Source organism: Dactylosporangium sp. NPDC000244, assembly GCF_040300725.1.
Taxonomy (GTDB): domain Bacteria; phylum Actinomycetota; class Actinomycetes; order Mycobacteriales; family Micromonosporaceae; genus Dactylosporangium.
Genome location: NZ_JBEPEH010000011.1, coordinates 77,472 through 95,592 on the forward strand (window position 1 = coordinate 77,472; position 18,121 = coordinate 95,592).

Annotated in this window: 11 protein-coding genes; 7 read left to right on the forward strand and 4 right to left on the reverse strand. The window is 74.5% G+C overall.

Annotated features, from left to right (window positions below; translation table 11 throughout):
- Positions 1–51: 51 nt before the first annotated feature.
- Positions 52–2,901: an AfsR/SARP family transcriptional regulator gene (locus ABT369_RS17255; RefSeq protein ID WP_350612944.1), complete on the forward strand. Its 2,850-nt coding sequence runs from the start codon at positions 52–54 to the stop codon at positions 2,899–2,901.
- Positions 2,902–2,923: 22 nt separating this feature from the next.
- Here ABT369_RS17255 and ABT369_RS17260 read toward each other — a convergent pair whose 3' ends face one another.
- The gene (locus tag ABT369_RS17260) at positions 2,924–4,348 is read right to left on the reverse strand and encodes an alpha/beta fold hydrolase (RefSeq protein ID WP_350612945.1); all 1,425 of its coding nucleotides are present in this window, start codon (positions 4,346–4,348) and stop codon (positions 2,924–2,926) included.
- Positions 4,349–4,549: 201 nt separating this feature from the next.
- Between ABT369_RS17260 and ABT369_RS17265 the strand changes: the two genes are divergently transcribed.
- Positions 4,550–6,919, forward strand: coding sequence for a phosphoketolase family protein (locus ABT369_RS17265; RefSeq protein ID WP_350612947.1), 2,370 nt, complete (start codon positions 4,550–4,552; stop codon positions 6,917–6,919).
- Entirely contained in the window at positions 6,916–7,875 is a 960-nt protein-coding gene (locus tag ABT369_RS17270) for an Acg family FMN-binding oxidoreductase (RefSeq protein ID WP_350612948.1), read from the forward strand. Before ABT369_RS17265 ends, ABT369_RS17270 begins: the two co-directional genes overlap by 4 nt.
- A gap of 62 nt (positions 7,876–7,937) precedes the next feature.
- Here ABT369_RS17270 and ABT369_RS17275 read toward each other — a convergent pair whose 3' ends face one another.
- The gene (locus tag ABT369_RS17275) at positions 7,938–8,768 is read right to left on the reverse strand and encodes a universal stress protein (RefSeq protein ID WP_350612950.1); all 831 of its coding nucleotides are present in this window, start codon (positions 8,766–8,768) and stop codon (positions 7,938–7,940) included.
- A gap of 100 nt (positions 8,769–8,868) precedes the next feature.
- On the opposite strand from ABT369_RS17275, the gene ABT369_RS17280 reads away from it, so the two are divergent.
- Positions 8,869–9,957 carry a hypothetical protein gene (locus tag ABT369_RS17280; RefSeq protein ID WP_350612952.1) on the forward strand — a complete coding sequence of 363 codons (1,089 nt, stop codon included), beginning with the start codon at positions 8,869–8,871 and terminating at the stop codon, positions 9,955–9,957.
- Positions 9,958–9,979: 22 nt separating this feature from the next.
- Positions 9,980–10,714, forward strand: coding sequence for a dienelactone hydrolase family protein (locus ABT369_RS17285; RefSeq protein WP_350612953.1), 735 nt, complete (start codon positions 9,980–9,982; stop codon positions 10,712–10,714).
- On the opposite strand, the gene ABT369_RS17290 is transcribed toward ABT369_RS17285, so the two are convergent.
- Positions 10,651–13,056 (reverse strand): putative bifunctional diguanylate cyclase/phosphodiesterase, encoded by a 2,406-nt coding sequence (locus ABT369_RS17290; RefSeq protein ID WP_350612955.1) that lies wholly within the window; start codon positions 13,054–13,056, stop codon positions 10,651–10,653. The two genes, ABT369_RS17285 and ABT369_RS17290, sit on opposite strands and share 64 nt — an antisense overlap.
- A gap of 98 nt (positions 13,057–13,154) precedes the next feature.
- Here ABT369_RS17290 and ABT369_RS17295 point away from each other — a divergent pair, with 98 nt between their 5' ends.
- On the forward strand, positions 13,155–13,364 hold the full coding sequence (locus ABT369_RS17295) for a hypothetical protein (RefSeq protein WP_350612956.1): 210 nt from the start codon (positions 13,155–13,157) through the stop codon (positions 13,362–13,364).
- Between the two features lie 253 nt (positions 13,365–13,617).
- Positions 13,618–17,250, forward strand: a complete 3,633-nt coding sequence (locus tag ABT369_RS17300) for a CARDB domain-containing protein (RefSeq protein WP_350612958.1) — start codon at positions 13,618–13,620, stop codon at positions 17,248–17,250.
- A gap of 142 nt (positions 17,251–17,392) precedes the next feature.
- Here the strand turns inward: ABT369_RS17300 and ABT369_RS17305 are convergent, their stop codons facing one another.
- Complete coding sequence (locus ABT369_RS17305; RefSeq protein ID WP_350612959.1) at positions 17,393–18,118, reverse strand: GntR family transcriptional regulator; 726 nt, start codon at positions 18,116–18,118, stop codon at positions 17,393–17,395.
- Positions 18,119–18,121 lie beyond the last annotated feature (3 nt).

An 18,121-nucleotide genomic window follows, 5' to 3' on the forward strand; every position in this document is an offset into this window, starting at 1 on the left:
CATGGCATCGACGGATATCGTACGGCTACGAAGCGCACACGGGGAGGTAGCGTGCGGTACCGGATGCTCGGCCCGCTGGAGATCGGCGAGGGCGACACGGTCTGGCGGCCGCGGGGCCGGCGCGAGCGGGCCATGCTCAGCGTCCTGCTCCTGCGCCCGGCCCGGCCCGTCGGGCTGGCCGAGCTCATCGACGCGACCTGGGACACCGCCCCGGCGACCGCCCGCCAGCAGGTGCACAGCACCGTCCACCGGCTGCGGGCCATCCTCGGCGACGAGGCCGTGCGGACCGTCTCGTCCGGCTACCTCCTCGCCGCCGACCCCACCGAGATCGACCTCGGCGTGTTCACCGGCCTCGCCGCCGACGCCCGCCGGGCCGCCGCCGACGGGCGCGTCGAGGACGCCGTCGCGCTGTACCGCCGCGCCGCCGGCCTGTGGCGCGGCCCGGCCCTCGCCGACCTCGACACCCCGCCGCTGGCCGTCGAGGGGGCGCGCCTGGCCGAGCTGCGCCTGGCCGTGCTCGCCGAGCGCTTCGACGCCGAGCTCGCCGTCGGCGGGGACCCGCTGCCCGAGCTGGCCGCCCTGGTCGCCGAGCACCCCTACGCCGAGCGCCTCCGCGCCCAGCTCATGACCGCCCTGCACCGTACCGGCCGGCGGGCCGAGGCGCTCGCCGTCTACCGCGACGGCCACCGCCGCCTCGTCGAGGACCTCGGCATCGAGCCCGGCCCGCAGCTGCGCGAGCTGCAGCAGAGCATCCTGCTCGACGCCGAGGCCGACACCGGCATCGGGCCCGAGCCGCCGCCGGAGCGGGACGCGCCCTGCCTGCTGCCGCCGCCCCCGCGCCTGCTCGTCGGCCGCGAGGACGCCGTCGACTGGCTGCTGCGCCGGCTCGACGGCGACGGCGAGGAGACCCGCATCCTGGCCGTGTGCGGCGCGGCCGGGATCGGCAAGAGCGCGCTCGTGGTCGCGGTCGCGCACCGCGTCCGGTCACGCTTCCCCGGCGGCCAGCTGCACGTGCGCCTCGGCGTGCCCGGGGGCGCGTGGGAGGCGCTCGCCTCGGTCCTCATCGCGCTCGGCGTCCCGCCCGCGGCCATCCCGGCCGGCGCGGGGGAGCGCGAGGCCCTCTACCGCGCGCGCCTCGCCGGCCGTCGCGTGCTGCTGGTGCTGGACGACGCGCCGGACGCGGCGACAGTACGCGCCCTGAGCCCCGGCACCGGCGGCGTCGTGCTCGTGACGAGCCGCCCGCGCCTGCTCGGGCTCACCGAGGCCGAGCACCTGGAGCTGGGGCTGCTCGGGCCGGGGCCGAGCCGGGCCCTGCTCGACCAGATCGTGGGCGCGGGCCGCACCGGGGCGGAGCCGGCCGCGACCGGGGACGTCATCCGGTACTGCGGCGGCCTGCCCCTGGCCCTGTGCGTCGCCGGCGCCCGCCTCGCCGGCCGGGCCGAGCTGCCCGTGGCCGCCTACTCGCAGCGCCTCGCCGACGAGCGCCGCCGCCTCGCCGCGCTGTCCACGCCGGACGGAGGGGTCGGGGCGAGCCTGCTGGTGTCGTACGTCGGCCTCGGCGCCCCGGCCCGCACCGCCCTGCGCCGCCTGGGCGCCCTGGCCACCCGCCCCTTCCCGGCGTGGACGGTCGCCGCCGCGGTCGGCGACGAGCAGGGGCCCGTCGACGCGGACGAGGTCGTCGACGAGCTCGCCGACGCGCAGCTGGTGCAGAGCGTCGGCACCTCCCGCTACCACCTGCACGACCTGGTGCGCATCTTCGCCGCGCAGCGCTGCGCGGAGGAGGACGACCCGGCCGCGGTGCGCGCCGCGGCCACGCGCATCTTCACCGGCTGGCTGTCCGCGGCCCTGGCCGCGGTCGAGCGCTTCAGCGGCGACCGCCCGGCCCGGGCCTGGGGCGTGGCCGAGCTCGCCGACGTCACCGACTGGTCCGTGCTCACCGACCCCCTCGCCTGGCTGGACGCCGAGGTCGCCTCGGTCGCGGCGGCCGTGCACCAGGCCCACGCCCACGGCCTCGACCAGCTGTGCTGGCGCCTGGCCTGGGTGCTGCGCACCTACCTGGAGACCCGCGGCCACTGGCAGCTGTGGGAGCAGACCACGCGGGCCGGGCTGCACGCGGCCCGCCGCACCGGCGACCGCGTCGGCGAGGCCTGCATGCTCGTCTCCCTCGCCCAGCGGGTGGCGTCGGAGGGCGGCAGCGTCGACGACGGGGACGCCGTGACCGCCTACGAGATCTTCGACGCGGCCGGGCACGCCGTCGGCCGTTCGGTGGCGCTGTTCGCGATGGCCGAGATCGCCGAGTGGCGCCACGACGGCGACGACGTGCGCCGCCACTTCCGGCGCGCGATCGCCGCGGCGCGGGAGGGCGGGGACGAGTACATGGCCGTCAACGCCGAGGCCAAGCTCGTGCGCTGGGAGCACGAGGACGATCCCGACGCCCCCGCGGTCGCCGACGCCTACCGCGACTGCCGCGACCGGCTGCGCGGCATCGGCGCCGTCCGGCAGGCGGCGATGATGGAGCGGCGGCTCGGCATGTGGTACGAGGCCCACGCCCGCCACCCCGAGGCCCTCGCATGCTTCCGGCGCAGCCTGCGCGACGCCCAGCAACTGCGGGACGAGACCGGGGTGGCGTACCTGAGCCTCGACCTCGGCCGCCTCGACGCCGCCGACGGCCGCGGGCCGGCCGCCGCCGAGCGCTTCACCCAGGCGCTGACCATGTTCGCCCGCCACGGCGACGAGACCGGCGCGGCCCGGGCCCGCCTCGAGCTCGGCCGGCTGCGGGTCGCCGAGGGCCGCGTCGAGGAGGCCCGCACCCTGCTGCGCACCGCCCACGACCGCTTCGCCGAGCTCGGCCACGCCCACTGGTGCGAGCACGCCGCCCTCGCCCTGTCCACCCTCGGCTAGGCCCCGTCCAGGCCGTGTCCTCCTAGCCGAGGACCGGCAGCACGACCGCGACCGGCCACGCGACGGTCAGGGCGCCGGCCAGGACCGTCCGCCACCACGGCCGGCCGGCCCCCGCGCACACCGCGACGTGCAGCCCGATCAGCACCATGACCAGCGGCGAGATGAGGGCCAGGAACCCCGGCGCGACGCCGGCCAGCGACGCCACCGGCATCGGCAGGCACAGGGCGATGACCGCGGCGTAGCTCCACGGCGTCCCGAGCAGCGCGTGCGCCCCGGCGAGCAGGGCCGCCACGGCCAGGGCGAGCAGCGCGACGACCCACCAGTCCGGCCCGTGCGGCGCGACGTCGGTCAGGCCGAGGTGCACCGGCAGGACGACCGCGGCGGCCGCGGCGGCCGCGAGCAGACCGGCCCGGGCGAGCGCCGCGGCGGACGGCCGCGCGGGCCAGGCAAGCCGGGCAGCCGGGCGGCGCAGGAGCAGCGCGGCGGCGACGAGCGCGGCCCCGCACCCCGCGAAGTAGCCGGTGAGGTACCCGGTCACGGTGTTGGGCAGCGCGTGGGCCAGCGCCACCCCGGCCAGCTCGCCCGGGATCGGCGCCACCAGCACCGCCCCGATGCGCAGGCCGAGGCGCTCGCGGTCCGGCGGCGTCGCCGCGGCACCGGTCCGCCGCGACAGCAGCGCGCCGAGCAGGATCAGCCCGCCGGCCAGGCTCAGGCCGCCCGGGACCAGCCGGCCCTTGGCCGCGATGACGGGCCGGTCCGGCTGGTGGCCCAGCGCCCGGTCGAGCCACCGGGCCGTCTCGTGGTGGGTGCGGTCGGCGAACAGGACGCCGATGTGCTCGACCAGCGGCACCCGCACCACCCGCTCGGCGCCGGTGGCCTCGGTGGTCGAGCCGATCCCGGACGGCTCGAACGCGCCGTACATCGCCAGCAGGTGCCGCGGCCCCGGCCGGATCGCCGCCGCCGCGTCGTCGCCGATCGAGATGGCCACGGTGGCCGCGATCGACCGGTCGGCGGCGCCGGCCCGCACCACGGCGGCCGCGCCCATCGAGTGCCCGACCAGCGCGACCCGGGCCGGGTCGGCGTCGGGCAGCCCGCGCACGTAGCGCACCACCGCGGCCAGGTCCCGGTCGAGCGCGGCCTCGGTGAGCCGCTCCGGGTTGGCGCCGTGGCCGGCCAGGTCGGGCAGGGCCACGACGTAGCCCCGCCGGGCGAGGGTGTCGGCGAACGGGCGCATGAGGCGGCCGGATCCGGCGTATCCGTGCACGACCACCACGACCGGCCGCGCCGCCCCGGCCGCCGCGGCACCGTCGGACCGGACCAGCTCCACCGGTATTGCGCCGACGTGGACGGAGGTCGTGCGCAGCCCGCGGTCCGCGGTCGCGAACCCGGCGATGCCGGCCGTGAGGAGCACCAATCCGAGCACCAGCGTCAGGCGCGCCCTAAGCATGCGCCCGTTGTATCAGCTCATCGACGAACCCCGCGGGGTGACGGGGGTCACCCCCGGCCCTTGGCCGTGCCGGTCACCTCCCCGAACCCGGTCCCCGCCGGGCGCCGCGGGTCCCGGGAATTCCGGGACCTCCGGCCCTGACGGGCGAGCTTCGTTACGGTCACCCTAGAAGTGGAGGCCGCGAGGGAAACGGGAGAGGTCATGACACAGCGCCTGCGTGCTGAGCTCGACGAGACCGAGATCGCACAGCTGGATGCGTGGTGGAGGGCGAACAACTACCTGACGATCGGGCAGATCTACCTGCAAGCGAATCCGCTGCTGCGACGGCCGCTGGAGGCCGCGGACATCAAACCGCGGCTGCTCGGGCACTGGGGCACCAGCCCCGGGCTGTCGTTCATCTACGCGCACCTGTCCCGGCTCATCAAGCAGACCGGGCAGCACGCCATCTACCTCGCCGGTCCCGGGCACGGCGGGCCGGCGCTCGTCGCCGCCGGCTACCTCGAGGGCACCTACACCGAGGTGTACCCGGCCGTGACCCAGGACGAGCCCGGGATGCTCCAGCTGTTCCGGCAGTTCTCGGCGCCGGGCGGCATCCCCAGCCACGTGTCGGTCACGACCCCCGGCTCCATCCACGAGGGCGGCGAGCTCGGCTACGTGCTCGTGCACGCCTTCGGTGCCGTCATGGACAACCCCGGGCTGCTCGCCGTCGCCGTCGTCGGCGACGGGGAGGCCGAGACCGGGCCGCTGGAGGGCTCCTGGAAGGGCGTCTCCTTCATCAACCCGGCCCGCGACGGGGCCGTGCTGCCGATCCTGCACCTCAACGGGGCCAAGATCGCCGGCCCGACGGTGCTCGGGCGCAAGGACCCCGCGGAGGTACGGTCGCTGCTCGAGGGCCACGGCTACGACGTCCTCGAGGTCGAGGGCGCCGACCTGCCCGGCATGCACCACCGCTTCGCCGCCGTGCTCGCCGATGCCTACGAGCGCATCACGGCCATCCAGGACGCCGCCCGAGACGGGAGCTGGGACGGCACCCGGCCGCGCTGGCCGCTCATCGTGCTCCGCTCGCCCAAGGGCTGGACCGGGCCCGAGGAGGTCGACGGCGTCCAGGTCACCGGGACCTGGCGCTCGCACCAGGTGCCGCTGTCCGGCGTCAAGGAGAACCCCGAGCACCTGCGGCTGCTCGAGGAGTGGCTGAAGTCCTACCGGCCGGAGGAGCTGTTCGAGGCCGACGGCTCGCCCGTCGCCGCCGTGCGGGCCCTCGCGCCCGACGGTGCCCTGCGGATGAGCGCCAGCCCGCACGCGAACGGCGGCGTGCTCACCGAGGACCTGGACCTGCCCGACTTCCGCAAGTACGCGATCGACGTCGACCGGCCCGGCACCGGCCACGCCGAGTCCACCCGGCGCCTCGGCGAGCTGCTGCGCGACGTGTACCGCGACAACCCCGACCGCTTCCGCCTCTTCTGCCCCGACGAGACCAACAGCAACCGGCTCGGCGCCGTGTTCGACGTGTCCGACCGGGCGTTCATGGAGCACGTCACCGACGCGGACGTGGCCATCGGCCGCGACGGGCGGGTCATGGAGGTGCTCTCGGAGCACAACTGTCACGGCTGGCTCGAGGGCTACAACCTCACCGGGCGCCACGGCATGTTCGCCACCTACGAGGCGTTCGCGATGGTGTCGGCGTCGCAGACGGTACAGCACGGAAAATGGCTCCAGGAGGCCAAACGGCTGCCGTGGCGGGCGAAGGTGCCCAGCCTCAACGTGCTGCTCACCTCGACCGCCTGGCGCAACGACCACAACGGCTTCAGCCACCAGGGCCCCGGGCTCATCCAGGTCGTGCTGACCCAGCGCGGCGACGTGGCCCGCGTCTACCTGCCGCCGGACGCCAACTGCCTGCTCTCCGTGGCCGACCACTGCCTGCGGTCCCGCTCCTACATCAACCTCATCGTCATCGACAAGCAGCCGCAGCTGCAGTGGCTGACGATGGAGGCTGCGGCCGAGCACTGCGCCCGCGGCGCCGGGATCTGGGACTGGGCCGGCACCGACGACGCCACCATGGACCCCGACATCGTGCTCGCCTGCGCCGGCGACGTGGTCACCATGGAGACCGTCGCGGCCGCGCAGATCCTGCGCGAGAAGCTGCCGAAGTTCCGCGTCCGGGTCGTCAACGTCGTGGACCTCATGACCCTGCCGCGGCCCAAGGACCACCCGCACGGGATGAGCCAGACCCAGTTCACGGAGCTGTTCACCGACACCGTCGACGTGATCTTCGCCTTCCACGGCTACCCGGGCGCCATCCACCAGCTGGTGCACGGCCGCCCCGACGCCGACCGGTTCCGGGTCCGCGGCTTCGTGGAGGAGGGCACCACCACGACCCCGTTCGACATGACGGTGCGCAACCGCGTGTCGCGGTACCACCTCGTCATGGACGCCATCAACAACGCCAAGCGGCTCCCGCCCGGCGCCACCGAGCTCAAGGCGTGGTGCCAGCGGAAGCTGTCCGAGCACGGGACGTACGTCGTCGAGCATCTCGAGGACATGCCCGACGTGCGGGACTGGAGCCTGTCATGACCACCGCATCCGACGCGCTGGCCGCGGCGGCGGACGCCGCCCGGCTCGCGCCCTCCGTGCACAACACCCAGCCGTGGCGCTGGGTGGTGCGCGGCGACACACTGGAGCTTTCCGCCGTGCCCGAGCGGCAGCTGCGAGAGCAGGACGCCGACGGCCGGCTCATGGTGCTCAGCTGCGGCGCGGCGCTGCACCACGCGCTCGTGGCGCTGGCGGCCGAGGGCTGGCGTTGCGAGGTCGAACGCCCGGCCGGCGAGCCGCTCGCCGTCGTGCGGGCCGTCGAGCACACGCCCGCCGACCCGCACGACATGCATCGGCTGCAGCTGCTGCGGGTGCGGCGCACCGACCGGCGCGCGGTCACCGAGGAGCCGGTGACGCCCGAGGTCCTGGAGGCCCTCGCGGCCGGCGCCCGCCGCGGCGGGGCCCGCCTGCACGTGCTCGACCGCGACCAGGTGCTCCAGCTCGCGGTGATGATCGAGCACTCCGGCGAGGCCCAGCGCCGCGACGAGCGGATGCGGGCCGAGACCGCGGGCTGGGTCGGCGGGGAGCGCCCCGGTGGCACCGGCGTCCCGGCCAGCGCCCTGCCGGTGGAGAACCCGCGCACCACGGTCGCCGAGCGCGACTTCGGCGTGCCGGGCACCCTCGCCGCCGGTGAGGGGCACGACAACGCGGCGAACTACGCGATCCTGTACGGCGACGGTGACGAGCGCCCCGACTGGCTGGCCGCCGGCGAGGCCCTCGGCGAGCTGTGGCTGACCGCGACCGGGCGCGGCGCCGCCGTCCTGCCGCTGAGCAGCCCGGTCGAGCTCGAGTTCACGCGTGCGGCGCTGCGGCGGATGCTCGGCGACGTCGGCTGGCCCTACCTCGTGCTGCGCCTCGGGGTCGCCGACCCGGAGCACGCGGGCCCGCCGCACACCCCGCGGCTCACCTCCGAGGAAGTGATCACCGTCGAGGAGTAGCAGGCGCGTCGAGTAGCAGGCGCTCCGTGGGGCCCGGATTCGTCCGGGCCCCACCGGCGTCCTCAGTGGACGATCAGCACCGGGCAGTCGGCGTGGTGCATGAGCTGCTGGCCGACCGAGCCGAGCAGCAGGCCCGAGAAGCCGCCGTGGCCGCGGCTGCCGACCACCACCAGGGTCGCGGTGCGCGAGGCGTCCACCAGGACCTCGGCGGGGCGGCCGGCGGCGACCAGCTTGGCCACTGGCACGTCCGGGAACTTGGCGGACCAGGTGGCCAGCGACTCCTCCAGCCCGGCCCGCTCGTGGGAGTCGTCGCCGATGCCGGGGGCGTAGGCGCGCACCGCGACGAGGGCCCGGCCGCGAGCCTGGGCCGCCTCGAAGGCGAAGCCGAGGGCGTGGTCGCCGGACACGGAGCCGTCCACGCCGACGACCACCGGGCCGAAGGACGGGTCCGACCGGCCGCGCACCACGGCCACGGGCACCTTCGCGTGGGTCGCCACCTGCTGGCTCACCGAGCCGAGCAGGAGGTTGGCCAGCCCGCCGGCGCCGCGGTTGCCCACGACGAGCATGCGGGCGCCGGCGTCGCCCAGGCCGAGCAGCGCCGCCGCGGCCGAGGACGGCGCGCACACGCCGAACACGTCGACCGTGGTCGAGCGCTCGCGCATCTCGGCGGTGATGTCGGCGAGGATCGACTCGGCCGCCTGGCGGGCCGCGTCGACCTGCTCGGCGATGGCGGCGTAGTAGGCGCCGGGCCAGGCGATCTCGTACGTGGTGACGATCTGCAGGCGGCTGCCGGTCCGCCCGGCCTCGGCCGCGGCCCACTCGACGGCGCGCCGCGCCTCGGGCGAGCCGTCGTAGCCGACCACGATCCCCTGCGGGTCCGCGTGTGTGCTCATCGGTTCCTCCTCACGCTGGTTTCCCGCCTTCCAGCGTGCGCCCGCGGCGGCGCCGTGCGCAGGGCCGGAGGGCCCGTTCGGCGCGGGTATTGTCGCGGGCGTGGCCCGCGCCCGGCTCATCCGCCCGATCGCCCTCGGCATCGCGCTGCTGGTCGGCGGATCGCTCGTGGTCGCCGGCCCGCCCGGCCCGTCCGTGCCGGCCGTCTCCGCCCCGCCGCAGCGCACCCTGCGCCAGGCCTGGCCCGCGGCCGTCGTCGCCGAGGCGGACGGCACGCTGGCCGACGGCACGCGCTACGCGCCGGGGATCTACCTCGACGCGACCACGTCGGTCGGCGTCGCCCCGACCCCCGACGGCACGGCCCAGCGCGTCCTGCTGCGCACCGGGGCCGGGGTCCGCGAGCTGGCCCGCGTCGCGCGGGACCGATACCCGCGGTTCACGAGCTTCACCGCCGACGCCGGCGCCGTCTACTGGGTCGAGTCAACGGCCACCACCACCCAGCCGCTGCAGCACCGCATCTGGCGCGCCCCGGTGGACGGCGGCGCGGAAGGTGTACCGCTGACCGCCGACACCGGCGACGGCGAGTTCCCCGGCGGCGAGCACGACCTCGTGGTCCGCGGCGGCCGGGTGTCCTGGGCCGCGGCGCAGGGCCCGGACACCGCGATCCGCTCGGTCCCGGTCACCGGCGGCGCGGTGAGCGTGACGACGGTCGACGGCGCGTACGAACTGTCGGCCTGGCCGTGGCTGCAGACCGCGACGGCCGCGCGGCAGAGCGGCCGGCAGGAGCTGCGCAACCTGGAGACCGGCGCGCGCGTCACGATCGTGCGGTCCGCGGCGGAGACGGTGGACTGCGGGCCGGTCTGGTGCCGCTCGATCGTGTCCGCGGGCTCCGGCGGGGACACGAGCTACGCCGTGCTGCACCCCGACGGCACCGGCCGCCGTCGCGTCGGCGGCGTCGACACGTTCCCGGCCACCGGCGCGGTCGCCCTGCTCGACCGCTTCGAGCCGGTGCTGCAGACCGGCACGCGCAGCGCGTACGACTCCTCGCACCGGCTCTCGCTGTACGACCTGCGCCACGATCGGCTGGTGACCCTCGCGGACGACACCGACGAGGTGCTCGCCCGCGGCCACGTCGTCTGGTGGCGGCAGGGCACCACGTGGCGCGCCCTCGACCTCGGCCGGTTGCCGTAGGCGGGCCGGTAAGGTCGGCGGCATGAGGCTGCGCGAGGACGAGGTCATGGTGCCGGGGCCGGGCGGTGCGATCCGCACCCGGATCGTGGCGCCGGTGGGGGACGGGCCCCGGTGGCCGGGTCTGCTGCTGTACACCGACATCTTCCAGCTCACCGAGTCGACCCTGCGCACCGCCCGGCGCCTCGCGGCCGAGGGGTTCCTCGTGGCGGTGCCCGAGATCTACCCGCACGGCGACCTGGCCGGGGTGGCGCTGGAGTTCGACGACGCCGGCAAGGCCCGCGGGCTGGCCGGGGCCTCGGCGACCACGACCGCCGGGTTCGACGCCGACCGGGCCGCGGTCCTGGACCACCTGGCGGCCCGGCCCGACGTGGGGACTCTGTTCGCCGCCGGCTTCTGCATCGGCGGCCACCTCGCCTTCCGGGCCGCGCTGGACCCGCGGGTGGCCGCGACCGTCTGCTTCTACCCGACCGGCCTGCACGACGGGAAGCTCGGCGCGGACGAGGCCGACTCGCTCGCGCGGGCCGCGGAGATCCGGGGCCGGCTGATGGTCGTCTTCGGCGCGCGGGACCCGCACGTCCCGGCCGACGCGCGGGTGCGGATCCTGGCCGAGCTCTACGCCGCCGGCCACGACGATCTCGAGCTGCACGTGTACGCGGGCGGCGAGCACGCGTTCATGCGTGACGTGGGCGCGCGCTACGACCCCAGGCTCACGGACCTGGGGCTGGCCGAGGCCGTCTCCTTCCTGCGCGGCCGCTGACCGTCGAGGCCGAGCACGCTCACGAGGTCGTCCGCGGGCATGGGGCGGTGGAAGTGGTACCCCTGCGCGTAGCGGTAGCCCAGGGAGTACAGCTGCCGCGCCTGTTCCGGGGTCTCGACCCCCTCGGCGACCGCCCGCAGGCGCAGCCCGTCCGCGATCTGCAGCAGCGCCGTGGCGATGACGGCCGGTGAGCCGCCCGCGCCGATCTCGTCGACGAAGCTCTTGTCGACCTTGAGGACGTCGACCGGGCAGATCTGCAGCAGCCCCAGCGACGAGTGCCCGGTGCCGAAGTCGTCCAGGGCGATGCGCAGCCCCATCTCGCGCAGGGTGCGCACGGAGGCGAGGGCCAGCTCGTCGTCGAACACGGCGGTCTCGGTGACCTCGACGGTGAGGCGGTCCGGGTCGGCGCCGGTCTCGCCCATGATGCGCCGGACGGTGGCCGGGAAGTCGGGGTCGCGCAGCTGCCGGGCGGAGACGTTCACCGTGATGCGCATCGGTCCCTCGGGCCGGTCGTCCGCCCCGAGGTCGCGCAGGCGCACGGCCTGCGCGCACGCCTCGGCGAGGATCCACTCGCCGAGCGGCGCGATGAGGCCGGTGCGCTCCGCGACCGGGATGAACACCGACGGCGGCACGAACCCCCGCTCCGGGTGCGTCCAGCGGATGAGCGACTCGGCCGCCTCGATGGCGCCGTCCGGGAGCCGCACGATGGGTTGGTACACCATGTGCAGTTCCCCGGCGTCGATGGCCCGGCGCAGTTCGGCGGCGATCCGCGCGTCCTCGGTCGCCACGGCGTCCAGGTCGCGGGTGTAGCGGGCGATGCGGTGCTTGCCGCGGTCCTTGGCGGCGTACATGGCGACGTCCGCGCGGCGCAGCAGCTCGCGCGAGTCGGCCGAGGCCTCGGAGCCATCGGAGCCCTCAGAGCCCTCGGCGTCGGTCAGGCCGATGCTCGCGCGCACCATGAGCTCGACGGTCCCGGCCGTGAGCGGCTGCTGCAGCGCGCCGGCGAGCCGGGCCGCGAGGGCGTCGGCCGCGAGCGGCTCCGCGTCGGCGAGGATCGCGAACTCGTCGCCGCCGAGGCGGACCACGGTTCCCGCGGCCCCGACGACGCCGGTGAGCCGGACCGCCACCGCCCGCAGCAGCTCGTCCCCGATGTTGTGCCCGAGCCGGTCGTTGACCTGCTTGAAGTCGTCGAGGTCGATGATCGCCAGGTGCAGGCGGTGCGGGGGTGTGCCGCTCATCTCCTCCATCCGCCGGGCCAGCAGGCGGCGGTTGCCAAGGCCGGTGAGCGCGTCCTGCGCGGCCTGGCTGGCGAGCTGGTCGCGGGCCTCGCGCAGCTGGGCGACGGTGCGGTCGACGGTCGCGAGCAGCCGCGCGTTGTCCCGGAACGCGTGGATCTGGCGGGCCACGACGACGAGCGTGAGCAGCACGGCGCCGGCGGTGAGCACCCGGCCGTCGGGGCCCTGGCCGGCGACGAGCAGCAGCCCGTTGGCCGCGGCCACGGCGAGGTAGGGCAGGACGCTCCAGCGCCGGGCGGGCAGCGGCGGGGGCGGCGGCAGGTCGGCGGCGCGGCGCTGGCGGTCGGCCGCGAAGGCGATGAAGACGGACGCGAGCGCGCTGGTGACGTGCCCGTCGCTGATCGCGGGGAACGCGGCGTAGGCGGGCGCCATGGCCCCGGCGGCGGCCGCGACCCCGGTGGCGACGGCGAGGATGCGCAGCGCGCCGCGCTCGATCGCGCCGATGCCGGTCGAGGCCAGCTTCACGAAGACGGCGATCGAGGCGCAGCCGGCCACGACGGCGACGACGGCCGGCCACACCGACCCGGACACCTTGGCCCACGCCTCGCCGTGGCGGAACGAGAAGTGCCAGGCCACCAGCGCGACCGTGATCATCACGGTGCCGCTGTCGAGCAGGAGCTGCAGGGAGCCGCCGCGCTGGGCCCGCGCGCCGGGCAGCCGCAGCAGGCCGAACTGGGTGATCACGGAGGCGCCGATGAACAGGCCCAGCGTCAGGGGGCTCAGCTTCTGCGAGGGCGCGCCGGGGCCGTGCAGGGCGTCGTAGGCGTTGCTGATCGCGCCGAGGCCGAGCATCGCCGAGGAGATGGCGACGTACCGCCAGAAGTTCCGCGCCGGGATCGTCAGCCCGCGCGCGCCGGAGGCCCGCCACGACTCGGCGGCCGCGACCGCCGCGAGCACCGGCAGCATCGCCCAGCCGGCCAGCGGCGCCTCCCAGGCCCGCGCGAAGACGCCCGCCAGCCACGCCGCCAGCACGACCGTGGCGACCGCCAGGACCAGCAGCCCCGTGGTGAGCCGGAACGGCCGGACCACGCGGTCGTCACCACCCACCGGACCCATCCTCCCGTCGACCGTGCGCCCTGGTCATCGGCGACCGGCCCGGCAAGCTGAGCGGTTAGCGGATCCCGCCGGACGGGTAATCATCGGACATGGCACTCAGCGATGACGACATCACCACCACCAGCTCCCACACCTCGCACTCGGAGCACCACTCCCACTCGGAGCACACGTCGGTGGTCAACGGCGTGGCCTCGCACGAGGAGCACGACGAGCACCACGTGTCCGGCGAAGGGCCGAACGACGGCGGCGCCGACCCGCACGGCACGGACGGCGGCGCGGATGGTGGCGCACAGCTCTGACCTTGGCGAACGTGAGGCCGGCCCCGGAACGGGGTCGGCCTTTTTGCGGTTAGACGTTGACGAATGGATGGTTGTCTGCAACCTTTAAGGCCCCGTCCGCAAGAAGTTGGCAACGATCTGCAACTTCACGGCAATTCCCACACCCCAACACCGGCCCGGACCTGGGCGGGCATCCGCCGATGTGCTCGTTCCGTGAGTACGGCTCGCCAGGTCCCCGGGCCGCGCTGTCGTCTGAACGGAGCAGAGGACAACCATGCCCAGAAGAAGACTCACCGCCGGTGCCCTGACGGTCCTGCTGGCCGTCGCCGGCGCCGTCGGGCTCACCGCGGCCCAGCCCGCCGTCGCCGCCGGCGGGCCGAACCTCGCCCAGGGCAAGACCGCCACCGCCAGCAGCTTCACCGACGTCTACGGGGCCGGCAACGTCACCGACGGCAACCAGGGCAGCTACTGGGAGAGCGCCAACAACGCGTTCCCGCAGTGGATCCAGGTCGACCTCGGCTCCGCGGTCAGCATCGACCAGGTCAAGCTCAAGCTGCCCACCGGCAGCTGGGGCGCCCGCACCGAGACGATCGCGCTGGCCGGCAGCACCGACGGCACCAACTTCGGCACCACCCTGTCCGCGTCGGCCGGCCGCGTGTTCGACCCGGCGAGCGCGAACACGGTGACCATCGGGTTCACCGCGGCCACGGTCCGCTACGTGCGCGCCACCATCACCGCGAACACCGGCTGGCCGGCCGGGCAGCTGTCCGAGTTCGAGGTGTACGGCTCGGCCGTGCAGCCGCCGAACCCGCCGACCGCGCCCGGGAACCTCGCGTTCACCGAGCCCGGCTCCGGGCAGATCAAGCTGACCTGGACCGCGTCAACGTCGTCGCTGGGCATCGGCGGGTACACCGTCTACGCCAACGGCACCGCGCGCGCCACAGTCGGCTCGGGCGTGCTCACGTACACCGACACCCAGCCCGCCGGCACGACGGTGACGTACTGGGTCCGCGCCCGCGACACCGCCGGCACCGAGAGCGCCGACAGCAACCACGTCACCCGCAACGGCAGCACCCCGCCGCCGGGCGGCACCAACCTCTCGCAGGGCAAGCCGGTCGACGCGAACTCGTCGGTCTTCTCGTTCGTCGCGGCCAACGCGGTCGACGGCAACGTGGGCACCTACTGGGAGTCCAGCGGCTACCCGGGCACGCTCACCGTGCACCTGGGCGCCAACGCCGACGTCACCTCGCTCGTCGTCAAGCTCAACCCCGACACGGCGTGGGGCCCGCGCACCCAGAGCCTGGCCGTGCTCGGCCGCGAGCAGTCCGCGACCGGCTTCACCACGCTCGTCCCGCGCGCCGACTACCCGTTCGCGCCGGGCGGCACCCAGAACAGCATCACCATCCCGGTCACGGCCCGGGTCGCGGACGTGCAGCTGCAGTTCTTCGCCAACACCGGCGCGCCCGGCGGCCAGGTCGCCGAGTTCCAGGTGTTCGGCACGATGGCGCCCAACCCGGACCTCGTGGTCACCACCGCGTCCTGGTCGCCGTCGGCGGTGAACGAGACGACCGCGATCACCCTGTCGGCCACGGTGCGCAACAGCGGTACCGCCGCCGCCCCCGCCACCACGGTCAACTTCTCGCTCGGCGGGTCGGTCGCGGGCTCCGCGAACGTCGCCGCGCTGGCCGCCGGCGCGTCGGCCACCGTCACCTTCAACGCCGGCACCCGCCCGATCGGCAGCTACCCGCTGACCGCGACGGTCGACCCGGCCAACACGGTCGTCGAGCAGAACGACGCCAACAACAGCTTCACCACCGCGAGCCCGCTCGTGGTGACCCAGGCGCCCGGCCCGGACCTGCAGGTGACCGCCGTCGCCTCGAACCCGGCCAGCCCGGCGGCCGGCGCGGCCGTCTCCTTCACGGTGTCGGTCGCCAACACCGGTACCACCGCCGTCACCGCGACGACGGTGACCCGGGTGGTCGTGGGCACCACGACGCTCAACGCGAACACCGGCACCATCAACGCCGGCCAGACGGTCACCGTGGCCGTCCCCGGCACCTGGACCGCGGTCACGGGCGGGGCGACGATCACCGCCACGGCCGACGCGACGAACGTGGTCGCGGAGACCCGCGAGGACAACAACTCGCTGTCGCGCTCCATCGTGGTCGGGCGCGGCGCCGCGGTGCCGTACACCGAGTACGAGGCCGAGGCCGCGAACTACACCGGCACCCTGGTGACCGCCGACTCGCTGCGCACGTTCGGGCACACGAACTTCGGCACCGAGAGCTCGGGCCGGGCGTCGGTGAAGCTGTCCAGCCAGGGGCAGTACGTCGAGTTCACCTCCACCAACCAGGCGAACTCGATCGTGGTGCGCAACTCGGTGCCGGACTCGCCCTCCGGCGGCGGCGCGGACTACACGCTCAGCCTCTACGCGAACAACGTCTTCGTGCAGAAGCTGACCCTCTCGTCGCACTTCAGCTGGCTGTACGGCACCAGTGACGACACCGAGTCGCTGTCCAACAGCCCCGGGGCCGACGCGCGCCGGCTCTTCGACGAGTCCCACGCGCTGCTGTCCTCGAGCTACCCCGCGGGCACCAAGTTCAAGCTCCAGCGCGACAGCGGCGACAACGCGTCGTTCTACTACATCGACCTCGTCGACCTCGAGCAGGTCGCCCCGGCGCTGTCGCAGCCGGCGGGGTGCACCTCGATCACGCAGTACGGCGCCGTGCCCAACGACGGCATCGACGACACGGCCGCCATCCAGCGCGCGGTGATGGACGACCAGAACGGCGTCATCAGCTGCGTGTGGATTCCCGCCGGGCAGTGGCGGCAGGAGCAGAAGATCCTGACCCCGGACCCGACGCGGGGCCAGTGGAACCAGAAGGGCATCCGCAACGTCGTCATCAAGGGCGCCGGGATGTGGTACTCCCAGCTCTACACCACCACCGAGCCGCAGAACGTGACCGGCAACATCAACCACCCGCACGAGGGCAACGTCGGCTTCGACATCGACGACAACGTCCAGCTCTCCGACATCGCCATCTTCGGCGGCACGACCAACCGCAAGGATCGCGGCCACGGGCTCAACGGCCGCTTCGGCAAGAACACGAAGATCGCCAACGTGTGGATCGAGCACACCAACGTCGGCGCCTGGGTCGGCCGCGACTACAGCGACACCCCGGCGTACTGGAACCCGGGCGACGGCCTCGAGTTCTCCGGCATGCGCATCCGCGACACCTACGCCGACGGCATCAACTTCTCCAACGGCACGCGCAACTCCAAGGTGTTCAACTCCTCGTTCCGCACCACCGGCGACGACTCGCTCGCGGTCTGGTCCAGCACCTACGTCAAGGACCAGTCGGTCGACGTCGGCCACGACAACCACTTCACGAACAACACCATCCAGCTGCCGTGGCGGGCCAACGGCATCGCGATCTACGGCGGCTACGGCAACGCGATCGAGAACAACCTCATCTCCGACACGATGAACTACCCGGGCATCATGCTGGCGACGGACCACTCGCCGATCGCGTTCTCGGGCACGACGACGATCGCCAACAACGGGCTCTACCGCTGTGGCGGCGTGTTCTGGGGTGAGCAGCAGAAGTTCGGCGCCATCACCCTGTTCGCCCCGTCGAGCGACATCCCCGGCGTCACCATCCGCGACACCGACGTCATCGACTCCACCTACGACGGCATCCAGTTCAAGGCGGGCAGCGGCCAGTACCCGAACGTGGCCATCACCAACGTCCGCATCGACAAGTCCAACAACGGGGCGGGCATCCTGGCCATGGGCAGCGCCCGTGGCAGCGCGACGCTGACCAACGTGACCATCACCAACTCGGCCACGGGCAGCGTCGTGAAGGAGCCGGGCTCGCAGTTCGTCTTCAACGGCACGCCCAACTAGTTCGTTGAGGGGCAGGCCTCCGACGGCTCCGCTTCGGCGAGTCTTCGGGGGTCTGCCTGAACGCCTCGCTGCACTAGTTCTCGGGCGGGGAGGCTTTCGGCGGCACGCCTTCGACGGGTCGTTGGAGGCCCGCCTCGCTGCACTAGTTCTCGAGGGGCAGGCTTTCGACGAGTCGTCGGAGGCCTGCCTCGAACGCCTCGCCGTCGCGGCCCAGTGCGCACCCGCGCACGAAGGCCGCGGCGGTGAGGGCGACCTGCGGCGCCGCGACCGCCGTGTGCGCGGCCACGTGCGGGCTGATCTGGGGCTGCTTGAAGGAGACGGTCACCGCGAGCCAGGGATGGCGCCGGTACATCTCCCACTGCAGCCGGCACAACGCCTCCAGCCGCTCCCGGTCGCTGCCGCGAGACTCCGGCGGCGGATACTCGGCGAAGATCGCGTCGGACATGAGCACCTGCAGCTGCGCCTTGTCCCGCAGATACGTCAGCAGCCACACGTTGGCCTGATCGAACCGCTGCGCGAGCCGGCGCATGGACAGCGCGCCCAGCCCCTCGGCATCGGCGATCTCGATCGCGGCCCGCACGAGCTCGGCCCGCGTCTCGGCCCCCTCGGCCGGCAGCCGCGGCAGCTGCGGCGCCTCGGCGACGGCGTCGGCGGCCCGCGCGGCGACGACGGCCCCCCGCCCGCTGGGCGCCGCCTCGGCGAGCCCGTCCTGGCGCAGGATGGTGAGCGCCCGGTACGCCGGACCCATCGAGACGCCCCACTCCGCCATGATCGCTTTCGCGGCCGGCAGCGGCGCGCCCGGAGCGAGCTCACCCGCGACGATCCGCCGACGCAGCTCCGCGACGATCGCTTCCGCCTTGCGCGCCACGCG